The organism is Citrobacter europaeus, assembly GCF_037482245.1.
Classification (GTDB): domain Bacteria; phylum Pseudomonadota; class Gammaproteobacteria; order Enterobacterales; family Enterobacteriaceae; genus Citrobacter; species Citrobacter europaeus.
In genome coordinates, this window is record NZ_CP148084.1 from 1867107 (window position 1) to 1878367 (window position 11261).

Annotated in this window: 11 protein-coding genes; all 11 read left to right on the forward strand. The window is 50.6% G+C overall.

From position 1 onward, the window contains the following. Window positions 1–259 precede the first annotated feature (259 nt). The 11 genes from WHR59_RS08485 to fcl all read left to right on the forward strand — a co-directional run bounded on the left by WHR59_RS08485 (window position 260) and on the right by fcl (window position 11260). Complete coding sequence (locus tag WHR59_RS08485) at window positions 260–1399, forward strand: polysaccharide export protein (protein WP_043016885.1); 1140 nt, start codon at window positions 260–262, stop codon at window positions 1397–1399. Between the two features lie 5 nt (window positions 1400–1404). After that, complete coding sequence (gene wzb / locus WHR59_RS08490) at window positions 1405–1851, forward strand: low molecular weight protein-tyrosine-phosphatase Wzb (protein WP_043016884.1); 447 nt, start codon at window positions 1405–1407, stop codon at window positions 1849–1851. Further along, window positions 1851–4013: a tyrosine-protein kinase Wzc gene (gene wzc / locus WHR59_RS08495; protein WP_043016883.1), complete on the forward strand. Its 2163-nt coding sequence runs from the start codon at window positions 1851–1853 to the stop codon at window positions 4011–4013. Before wzb ends, wzc begins: the two co-directional genes overlap by 1 nt. 77 nt (window positions 4014–4090) lie before the next feature. After that, entirely contained in the window at window positions 4091–4933 is an 843-nt protein-coding gene (gene wcaA / locus WHR59_RS08500) for a colanic acid biosynthesis glycosyltransferase WcaA (RefSeq protein ID WP_047410098.1), read from the forward strand. A gap of 2 nt (window positions 4934–4935) precedes the next feature. Beyond that, the gene (gene wcaB / locus WHR59_RS08505) at window positions 4936–5424 is read left to right on the forward strand and encodes a colanic acid biosynthesis acetyltransferase WcaB (protein WP_100194543.1); all 489 of its coding nucleotides are present in this window, start codon (window positions 4936–4938) and stop codon (window positions 5422–5424) included. After that, on the forward strand, window positions 5421–6638 hold the full coding sequence (gene wcaC, locus WHR59_RS08510) for a colanic acid biosynthesis glycosyltransferase WcaC (RefSeq protein WP_100194542.1): 1218 nt from the start codon (window positions 5421–5423) through the stop codon (window positions 6636–6638). The genes wcaB and wcaC overlap by 4 nt, the downstream gene beginning before the upstream one ends. After that, a complete protein-coding gene (gene wcaD / locus WHR59_RS08515; RefSeq protein WP_100194541.1) occupies window positions 6613–7830 on the forward strand; it encodes a colanic acid polymerase WcaD in 1218 nt (405 codons plus the stop codon). The genes wcaC and wcaD overlap by 26 nt, the downstream gene beginning before the upstream one ends. Window positions 7831–7835: 5 nt before the next feature. Continuing rightward, a complete protein-coding gene (gene wcaE, locus WHR59_RS08520; protein WP_043016878.1) occupies window positions 7836–8582 on the forward strand; it encodes a colanic acid biosynthesis glycosyltransferase WcaE in 747 nt (248 codons plus the stop codon). Between the two features lie 9 nt (window positions 8583–8591). Then, a complete protein-coding gene (gene wcaF / locus WHR59_RS08525) occupies window positions 8592–9146 on the forward strand; it encodes a colanic acid biosynthesis acetyltransferase WcaF (RefSeq protein WP_043016877.1) in 555 nt (184 codons plus the stop codon). A gap of 24 nt (window positions 9147–9170) precedes the next feature. After that, entirely contained in the window at window positions 9171–10292 is a 1122-nt protein-coding gene (gene gmd, locus WHR59_RS08530; protein WP_047410111.1) for a GDP-mannose 4,6-dehydratase, read from the forward strand. Between the two features lie 2 nt (window positions 10293–10294). Then, on the forward strand, window positions 10295–11260 hold the full coding sequence (gene fcl, locus WHR59_RS08535; RefSeq protein WP_338843820.1) for a GDP-L-fucose synthase: 966 nt from the start codon (window positions 10295–10297) through the stop codon (window positions 11258–11260). Window position 11261 lies beyond the last annotated feature (1 nt).

Below are 11261 nucleotides of genomic sequence, written 5' to 3' on the forward strand. Positions count from 1 at the left end.
AATGTGATGAAAATAAAGGAGAAGATAAAAATTTAAATTAATCAGTGCATTGGTAGCTATTGAAGCCAGGGGCGGTAGCGTGTCTGGTCGCCTGAAACAAGCCTAAATTATTCTGTCAAGAGACCGCAGATGAATTCATTTTTTTTAGGATTGATGCCAGTTAAATTCCATTTCAATTAACGGCAAGGTAAATGCGTACAGGCGAAGTCGCTATTTAGATTGCATGTGATAATTACTCTGCCAAAGTGAAAAATAATCAATGATGAAATCCAAACTTAAATTGATGCCAGTATTGGTATCGGTAATCTTGATAAACGGTTGTACCGTGCTTCCGGGCAGCAATATGTCTACGATGGGCAAAGATGTGATTAAACAGCAGGACGCTGATTTTGATATCGATCGCATGGTGAATGTTTATCCACTCACCCCGCGGCTGGTCGAACAATTACGCCCCCGACCAAATGTTGCACAGCCTAATATGTCTCTCGACCAGGAGATTGCCGGGTATCAGTATCGGGTTGGTCCGGGTGATGTCCTGAATGTGACCGTCTGGGATCACCCTGAACTTACCACCCCCGCCGGGCAGTATCGTAGCTCAAGCGATACCGGCAACTGGGTTCAGCCTGATGGCTCCATGTTTTACCCCTACATCGGCAAAGTCAGCGTAGTAGGAAAGACGTTGGCTGAAATTCGTAGTGATATTACCGGGCGCTTAGCGAAGTACATTGCTGACCCGCAGGTGGACGTTAATATCGCCGCTTTCCGCTCGCAGAAGGCTTATGTCTCCGGGCAGGTAAACAAATCCGGCCAGCAGGCCATTACCAACGTGCCGCTTACTGTTCTCGATGCCATCAACGCCGCTGGCGGTCTTACCGAGGCGGCAGACTGGCGCAACGTTGTACTGACTCATAAAGGGCAAGAGCAACGCATTTCACTGCAAGCGCTGATGCAAAATGGCGACCTGAGCCAGAACCGTCTGCTCTATCCTGGCGACATTCTGTTTGTGCCGCGTAATGACGATTTGAAAGTCTTTGTGATGGGCGAAGTGAAAAAACAGAGCACCCTCAAAATGGACTTCAGCGGCATGACGCTTACCGAAGCGCTGGGCAATGCGGAAGGTATCGATCTGACCACCTCCAACGCCAGCGGTATTTTTGTTATTCGACCATTGAAAGGCGACGGCGGGAACAACGGCAAAATTGCCAATATCTATCAGCTTGATATGTCCGATGCGACATCGCTGGTGATGGCGACCTCATTCCGACTTCAACCCTACGATGTGGTGTATGTCACGACTGCGCCGGTTGCTCGCTGGAACCGTTTGATCAATCAGTTGCTGCCGACTATTAGCGGTGTTCGCTATATGACGGACACGGCCAGCGACCTTCACAACTGGTAATCATCATGTTTAACAAAATATTAGTTGTCTGTGTGGGAAACATTTGCCGCTCCCCGACGGCAGAGCGCTTGTTAAGACAATTTCATCCGGCGTTGACGGTATCTTCTGCCGGCCTCGGGGCGCTGGTGGGCAAAGGTGCGGATCCGAACGCCATCAGCGTGGCGCAGGCGCACAACCTGTCTCTGGAGAATCATTGTGCCCGGCAGATCTCGGGACGAATGTGCCGGGAATATGACCTGATCCTGACCATGGAAAAACGCCATATTGCTGCTCTGTGCGAAATGGTGCCGGAGATGCGCGGCAAAGTGATGCTCTTTGGTCACTGGGACAGCGAGCGTGAAATCCCCGATCCGTATCGTAAAAGCCGGGACGCGTTTGACGCGGTGTACGCATTACTTGAACGGTCTGCCCGCCAATGGGCTCAGGCATTGAACGCAGAGCAGGGAAAATAATGACAGAAAAAGTTAAACAGTCTGCTGCGCCGGTAACGGGCAATGATGAAATCGATATTGGTCGTCTGGTCGCAACGGTGGTGGAAGCCCGCTGGTGGGTACTTGGCATCACCGCGGTATTTGCATTGTGCGCCGCGATCTACACGCTGTTTGCCACACCAATCTACAGTGCGGATGCGCTGGTGCAAATTGAGCAAAATACCGGAAATTCACTGGTGCAGGATATTGGCTCGGCGTTGTCGAACAAACCTCCGGCCTCTGAAGCGGAAATTCAGCTCATCCAGTCACGGCTGGTATTGGGGAAAACGGTAGACGATCTCAATCTGGATATTGCCGTTACCAAAGATACGTTCCCCATTTTTGGCGCGGGCTGGGATCGGTTGATGGGCCGTCAGAACGAAACAGTAAACGTGACCACCTTCACGCTGCCAAAGGCAATGAATGAACAGACCTTCACAATCAGCGTGCTGAATGACAAACGCTATCAACTGGTGAGTGACGGAGGATTTAGCGCCCAGGGGCAGGTAGGACAGATACTGGAACATGATGGCGTGACGATGCTGGTGGAGGCTATTCATGCCAGCCCTGAGAGCCAATTTACCGTGCGTAAATTCTCCACGCTGGGCATGATAAACACCCTGCAAAATAATCTGATGGTGACGGAAACCGGAAAAGATACCGGCGTATTGAGCCTGACCTTTACCGGCGAAGATCGTGAGCAAATCCGCCAGATCCTTGACAGTATTACCCGCAACTATCTGCAACAAAACGTGGAGCGTAAATCTGAAGAGGCCGCTAAAAGTCTGGCGTTTCTGGCAAAGCAACTCCCCGAGGTGCGTAACCGGCTGGACGTTGCTGAAAACAAGTTAAATGCTTTTCGTCAGGACAAAGACTCCGTGGATTTGCCGCTGGAAGCCAAAGCGGTGCTGGATTCAATGGTGAATATTGACGCGCAGCTTAATGAGCTGACCTTCAAAGAAGCGGAAATTTCCAAGCTGTTTACTAAAGCGCATCCGGCGTACCGCACGTTGCTGGAAAAACGCCAGGCGTTGGAAGATGAGAAAAGCAAGCTGAACGGACGCGTAACTGCAATGCCAAAAACGCAGCAGGAAATTGTCCGTCTGACACGCGACGTGGAGTCCGGTCAGCAGGTCTATATGCAGTTACTGAACAAGCAACAGGAACTGAAGATCACCGAGGCCAGTACGGTCGGAGATGTGCGCATCGTCGATCCCGCGATTGCCCAGCCTGGCGTGTTGAAACCGAAAACGGCACTCATCATTCTCGGCAGTATCATTCTCGGTTTGATGCTTTCAGTGGTAGGTGTATTGCTGCGGTCGTTGTTTAATCGCGGCATTGAAAGCCCGCAGGTGCTGGAAGAACATGGTATCAGCGTGTATGCCAGTATTCCGCTGTCTGAATGGCAAAAAGCGCGTGATAACGTTCAGACCATCAAAGGTGTGAAACGCTACAAGCAAAGCCAGTTACTGGCGGTGGGAAATCCGACGGATCTCGCGATAGAAGCGGTCCGCAGCCTGCGTACCAGCCTGCACTTTGCCATGATGCAGGCGCGCAATAACGTATTGATGCTGACCGGCGTCAGCCCGTCGATTGGTAAAACATTTGTCTGCGCCAACCTGGCGGCGGTCATCAGCCAGACCAACAAACGCGTGCTGTTGATCGACTGCGATATGCGTAAAGGCTATACCCACGAGCTGCTGGGGACCAATAACGTTAACGGTCTGTCTGAGATCCTCATCGGCAAGGGGGATATCTCATCTGGCGCGAAACCGACATCCATTGCGCATTTCGATCTGATCCCTCGCGGTCAAATCCCTCCCAATCCTTCCGAGCTTCTGATGAGCGAGCGCTTCGGCGAACTGATTGCCTGGGCCAGCTCGCACTATGACCTGGTGCTGATTGATACGCCGCCAATACTGGCTGTGACCGATGCGGCTATCGTGGGTCGTCACGTCGGAACCACGCTGATGGTGGCCCGTTATGCGGTCAACACGTTGAAAGAGGTGGAAACCAGCCTTAGTCGCTTCGAGCAAAACGGCATTCAGGTGAAAGGGGTGATCCTCAACTCTATCTTCCGCCGCGCCAGCGGGTATCAGGATTACGGTTACTACGAATACGAATACACGTCGGATTCGAAATAGATAACGAACAGCAACGCATATCGAATGTAGGCCTGATAAGCGTAGCGTCATCAGGCAACTTTATTTGGGAAACGAAAATGACGACAGAAAACCCACTAATTTCAATTTATATGCCAACCTGGAACCGTCAACAGTTGGCTATCCGGGCGATTAAATCGGTATTGCGCCAGGACTATCCTCACTGGGAGATGATCATTGTGGATGATTGCTCTTCCTCGTATGAGCAACTGCAGCAGTTTGTTGAGGAACTCAACGATCCGCGGGTGTCGTATACGCATAATTCCACTAACTCCGGGGCCTGCGCGGTGCGTAATCAGGCCATTATGCAGGCCAGTGGGCAGTATATTACGGGAATTGATGATGATGATGAATGGACGCCGAACCGCCTGAGCGTCTTTCTTAACTACCGCCATCACCTGGTCACGCGCGCGTTTCTGTACGCCAATGACTATGTCTGCGAAGGCGAAGTGTATTCGCAACCGGCCAGCCTGCCGCTGTATCCGAAATCTGGTTATTCACGTCGTAAATTTTATAAGCGTAATATCATTGGTAATCAGGTGTTTACCTGGGCGTGGCGGTTTAAAGCATGCCTGTTCGATACCACGCTGAAAGCGGCGCAGGATTACGACATCTTCCTGCGTATGGTAGTGGCGTACGGTAAACCGTGGAAGGTAAAAGAGGCAACGCAGATCCTGCATGTCAATCACGGTGAAATGCGTATTACCTCATCGCCGAAAAAATTCTCCGGCTACTTTCAGTTTTACCGCAAACACAAAGGCAAATTTGACCGGGCCAGCAAGAAATATCAGCTGTTTACTCTCTATCAGATCCGCAACAAACGGATGAACTGGCGCACGTTGCTGACGCTGCTTTCTGTTCGCAACAGCAAGCGTCTGGCCGACGGAATGCGAGGTCGTTAAGTATGCTGGAAGATTTACGCGCTAATAGCTGGAGTCTTCGCCCCTGCTGCATGGTGGTGGCCTATCGGATTGCCCATTTTTGCTCAGCCTGGCGTAAAAAAAATGTCTTGAATAACCTGTGGGCCGCCCCGGTGCTGGTGATGTATCGCCTTATCACCGAATGCCTGTTCGGCTATGAAATCCAGGCTGCTGCATCTATTGGTCGTCGTTTCACCATCCATCATGGCTATGGGGTGGTTATCAATAAACACGTGGTGGCAGGGGATGATTTTACTCTGCGCCACGGTGTCACCATCGGCAATCTGGGTACCAACGATCCGTCCTGTCCGGTTATTGGTAACGGCGTTGAGTTGGGAGCGAATGTCACTCTGCTCGGCAACGTTGTTATTGGCAATAACGTGACGATTGGCGCCGGGAGCGTGGTGGTGGATAGCGTCCCGGACAATGCGCTGGTCGTGGGTGAGAAGGCTCGGGTGAAGGTAATAAAATGAAGATATTACAGTTTAATGTGCGGCTCGCAGAAGGTGGGGCGGCTGGCGTGGCGTTAGATTTACATCTGAGGGCGCTGGAGAAAGGGCTGTCCTCGCGTTTTGTCTATGGCTATGGCAAAGGCGGTAAGAAAAGCGTCAGCCATGCGAATTACCCGCAGGTTTTCAAACTTACGCCACGCCTGACGTCGGCGGTAAACATTGCGCTGTTTCGTTTCGCGAACCGCGATCTGTTTGGCAATCTCGACAAGTTATACCGTGAAGTTATCCGCACCAGCGGCCCGCTGGTCCTGCATTTTCATGTGTTGCACAGCTACTGGTTGAACCTGGAAGAGGTGGTCACCTTTTGCCAAAAAGTGAAGGCGTGTAAACCGGATGTTTCCTTCGTCTGGACGCTGCACGATCACTGGAGCGTGACCGGGCGCTGTGCCTTTACCGATGGTTGCGAAAACTGGAAAACGGGCTGCCAGAAATGCCCAACGCTCAGTAACTATCCGCCGGTAAAAATCGATAAAGCCCATCAGCAGTTGCCCGGTAAGCGGCAGATGTTTCGTGCCATGCTGGCGCTGGGCTGCCAGTTTATCTCGCCCAGTCAGCATGTGGCCGACGCATTCAACAGCCTGTATGGCGTGGGACGCTGCCGTATTATTAACAACGGCATCGATGTAGCAACTGAATCCATTCTTGCCGATCTTCCCGCTAAGCATGAGGGGAGCGGTAGACCGAAAATCGCCGTGGTGGCTCATGATCTGCGCTATGACGGGAAGACCAGCCAGCAACTGGTGCGAGCGATGGTAGCGCTCGGAGACAAAATTGAGCTGCATACTTTTGGCAAATTTTCGCCATTTGCGGGAGATAACGTCATCAATCACGGGTTTGAAAGCGATAAGCGCACGTTGATGAGTGCGCTAAACGGGATGGATGGCCTGGTGTTCAGCTCCCGAGTTGATAACTACCCGTTGATTCTGTGCGAAGCGCTTTCCATTGGCGTACCGGTTATTGCCACGCACAGTGACGCCGCGCAAGAAGTACTGGCAAAATCGGGCGGTAAAACGTTCAGCGAAGCGGACGTATTGCAACTGGTGCAACTGAAAAAATCAGACATTGCGCAGGCGGTATTTGACACGTCGCTTGCTGCGTTCAGCCAGCGCAGCCGGGTGGCATACAGTGGGCAACAGATGCTGGAGGAATATGTCTCGTTCTATCAGAATCTGTAGCTATCTGGTGCTACCGCTGCTTTATTTGCTGGTCAACGTCAAACTCGCCCAGCTTGGCGAGAGCTTCCCGATAACTATCGTCACCTTCTTACCCGTCCTGCTGTTGCTGTTTGTCGAGCGCATTAATATCAAAAAATTAATGATTGCGTTGGGCATGGGGGGCGGGCTGACGGCGTTTAATTATCTGTTCGGTCAGTCACTGGATGCCAGCAAGTACGTGACGTCCGCAATGCTGTTTATTTATACCGTGGTGATCATTGGCATGGTGTGGAGTATTCGCTTCAAAACCATTTCACCGCATAACTACACTAAGATCTTGCGGTTTTTCTGGCTGGTGGTGGGACTGGTGGTGGGGTTAGCTGCAGTTGAAATGGCGCAGATAATTCTCAGTGGCGGCAGCAGTTTAATGGAAGTTATTTCGAAATATCTTATTTACAGTAACAGCTATGTTCTGAACTTTATTAAATTTGGTGGAAAACGAACTACTGCGCTCTATTTCGAACCGGCATTTTTCGCTCTGGCGTTAATCTCAATTTGGCTCAGCATCAAACAGTTTGGTATCAAAACGCCTAAGTCCGATGTTATGATTCTGGCAGGGATAATATTATCAGGATCGTTTTCAGGGGTAATGACGTTTATTTTGTTTTATCTTCTGGAGTGGGCGTTCCAGTATCTGAATAAGGATGCGATAAAAAAGAAGCTACCGCTGGCGATAATCTCATTAAGCGTATTTGTAGTTGGAGTGATATTTGCTTTCCCATACATCGCAACACGCCTTGGAGATTTAGGAACTGAAGGTTCGTCATCGTATTATCGGATCGTAGGACCATTAGTGATGGTCGGTTATTCGTTACTTAACGTTGATGGGGTAGTGAGATTCGGCTCACTTTATGAATATGTTGCGTCATTCGGAATTTTTAACGGTGCGGATGTTGGCAAAACGATAGACAATGGCTTGTATCTGCTGATTATTTATTTTTCATGGTTCGCGGTGATATTAGCCCTATGGTACATGGGGAAAGTCATGAAAATGATGATCAATGCGTTTGGTGATAATCAGAATTATCGGGTGCAGCTTTATCTTTTTACGCCACTGTCGCTGTTTTTTACAGGTTCAGTATTTAGTCCGGAATACGCGTTTTTAATTGTGTGTCCGTTTATTTTGCGCAAGGCGCTGAATATCGCGAGGTAAATCACATGCTGCTCAGTATTATCACCGTCGCCTTTCGCAATCTGGAAGGGATCGTCAAAACTCACGCATCACTGGCACATCTGGCGCAGGCGAATGATATCAGTTTTGAGTGGATTGTTGTTGATGGCGGCTCTTCTGATGGTACGTCATCCTTTCTTGAAGGACTTAGCGCAGAGCACCGGTTACGGTTTGTCAGCGAGCCGGATAAGGGCATCTATGATGCGATGAACAAAGGTATCGCTATGGCGCGCGGGCGGTTTGCGCTGTTCCTCAACTCCGGGGATATTCTGCATGCGGATGCGGCTTGTTTTATCCGTCAGCTAAAAACGCAAAGCGATAAAACTATGGTTATTGGCGATGCGTTGTTGGATTTCGGCAATGGCAACAAAATTAAGCGGCGAGCTAAGCCGGGTTGGTATATTTATCACAGCCTGCCCGCCAGCCATCAGGCCATCTTCTTTCCGCTCTCGGGACTGAATGTCTGGCGCTATGATTTGCAATACAAAATATCTTCCGATTACGCATTAGCTGCCCGATTATACAAATCCGGTTATGCATTTAAAAAACTGAGCGGGCTGGTGTCAGAGTTTTCCATGGGTGGCGTGTCAACGACGAATAATCTGGAATTGTGCCGGGATGCCAAAAAGGTACAGCGCCAGATATTACATATGCCAGGTTTTTGGACCGGGTTGTCAGAATATTTACGTCTGCGCACAACCGGTAAAACAAAAACTTTATATGGAAAAACGTAAGGGCAAATTATGCAGGATTTAAGCGGATTTAAAGTGCCTGCTGGCTTTCGTGGTGGTGGCGCCATTAAAGTCCAATTATGGTGGGCAGTGCAGGCAACATTGTTTCGCTGGTCACCGCAGGTCATGTACCGCTGGCGCGCATTTTTATTACGCATGTTTGGCGCGAAAATAGGAAAAAACGTAGTTATTCGACCTTCAGTAAAAATTACTTATCCGTGGAAATTGACCCTGGGAGATTATGCCTGGGTGGGTGATGACGCGGTTTTATATACGTTGGGTGATATTACGATTGGTGCTCACGCGGTTATTTCGCAAAAAAGTTATTTATGCACCGGGAGCCATGATTATGCCAGTCAATATTTTGATATTAACGCCACACCGATTGTGGTTGGGGATAAATGCTGGCTGGCGACAGATGTCTTTGTCGCGCCTGGCGTGACCATTGGCGATGGCACCGTCGTCGGAGCACGAAGCAGCGTTTTTAAATCGCTGCCAGCAAATGTCGTTTGTCGGGGAAATCCCGCAGTAGTCACGCGCAAACGCGTCGAAAAAGTTACTCCCTGAGGGGATCATTTAAGAGGTAATAACATGTCAAAAGTCGCTCTCATTACTGGCGTAACCGGGCAGGATGGTTCTTACCTGGCAGAATTTCTGCTGGAAAAAGGGTATGAAGTACACGGCATTAAGCGCCGCGCTTCATCATTCAACACCGAACGTGTGGACCACATTTACCAGGATCCGCATTCGGGTAATCCCAAATTTCATCTGCACTATGGCGATTTGACGGACTCCTCCAACCTGACCCGTATTCTACAAGAGGTCCAACCGGATGAGGTCTATAACCTGGGCGCCATGAGTCATGTCGCGGTGTCGTTTGATTCACCGGAATATACCGCCGATGTCGATGCGATCGGCACCTTACGTTTGCTGGAAGCCATCCGCTTCCTCGGTCTGGAAAAGAAAACGCGTTTTTATCAGGCTTCCACCTCTGAACTGTACGGCCTGGTACAGGAAATTCCGCAGAAAGAGACTACGCCGTTCTACCCGCGCTCGCCGTATGCCGTTGCTAAGCTGTATGCGTATTGGATAACCGTCAACTACCGTGAATCTTACGGTATGTATGCCTGTAACGGCATTCTGTTTAACCACGAATCTCCGCGCCGCGGCGAAACCTTTGTTACTCGCAAAATTACCCGAGCGATCGCCAACATCGCTCAGGGGCTCGAGTCTTGCCTGTATCTGGGCAACATGGATTCACTGCGCGACTGGGGCCATGCCAAAGATTACGTCAGGATGCAGTGGATGATGCTGCAGCAGGATAAACCGGAAGATTTCGTGATTGCCACCGGCGTGCAGTATTCCGTGCGCCAGTTTGTGGAAATGGCGGCCGCTCAGTTGGGAATTAAATTGCGTTTTGAAGGTGAGGGCGTGAATGAAAAAGGCATCGTAGTTTCTGTGACCGGTCACGATGCGCCGGGTGTGAAACCTGGGGATGTCATGATTGCCGTCGACCCGCGTTATTTCCGTCCGGCTGAAGTGGAAACGCTGCTGGGCGATCCGGCTAAAGCACATGAAAAACTGGGCTGGAAGCCGGAAATTACGCTGCGCCAGATGATCTCGGAAATGGTTGCCAACGATCTTGATGCGGCGAAGAAACATTCCCTGCTGAAGTCGCACGGTTACGAGGTCGCTATCGCGCTGGAGTACTGAGGATGAAGACACAACGTATTTTTGTGGCGGGCCATCGCGGGATGGTGGGGGCCGCCATCGTCAGACAACTGTCTCAGCGAAATAATATAGAGCTGGTGCTGCGTACCCGCGAGCAACTTAACCTGCTGGACGCCAGCGCAGTGCAGGCGTTCTTTGCCACTGAACGCATTGACCAGGTTTATCTGGCGGCGGCAAAAGTGGGCGGGATTGTGGCAAATAATACTTATCCTGCTGATTTTATTTATGAAAATATGATGATTGAGAGCAACATTATTCATGCTGCGCATTTGCATAACGCGAATAAACTGTTGTTCCTCGGGTCATCCTGTATTTATCCAAAGCAAGCCACCCAGCCAATCGCTGAGAGTGAATTGTTGCAGGGGCAACTTGAGCCGACCAATGAGCCGTATGCGATTGCCAAAATTGCCGGTATCAAGCTGTGCGAATCATATAACCGGCAGTATGGCCGGGATTATCGCTCAGTAATGCCGACCAATCTGTACGGACCGCATGACAACTTCCATCCGAGTAATTCGCATGTGATCCCGGCGCTGCTGCGCCGCTTTCATGAAGCTCGCGAGCAAAATACGTCGGATGTGGTGGTGTGGGGTAGCGGTACGCCGATGCGCGAATTTCTGCATGTCGACGACATGGCGGCGGCCAGTATTCATGTGATGGAGCTGGCTCAGGAAGTCTGGCAGGAATATACCCAACCAATGCTGTCGCATATCAACGTGGGTACTGGCGTTGATTGCACCATCCGTGAACTGGCCCAGACCATCGCGCAGGTCGTGGGTTACAAGGGGCGAGTGGTGTTCGACGCCAGCAAACCGGACGGCACGCCGCGCAAATTGCTCGACGTCACGCGGTTGCATCAGTTGGGTTGGTATCACGAGATATCCCTGGAAGCGGGGCTTGCCAGTACATATCAGTGGTTCCTTGAAAACCAGCAGCACTACCGGGGGTAAG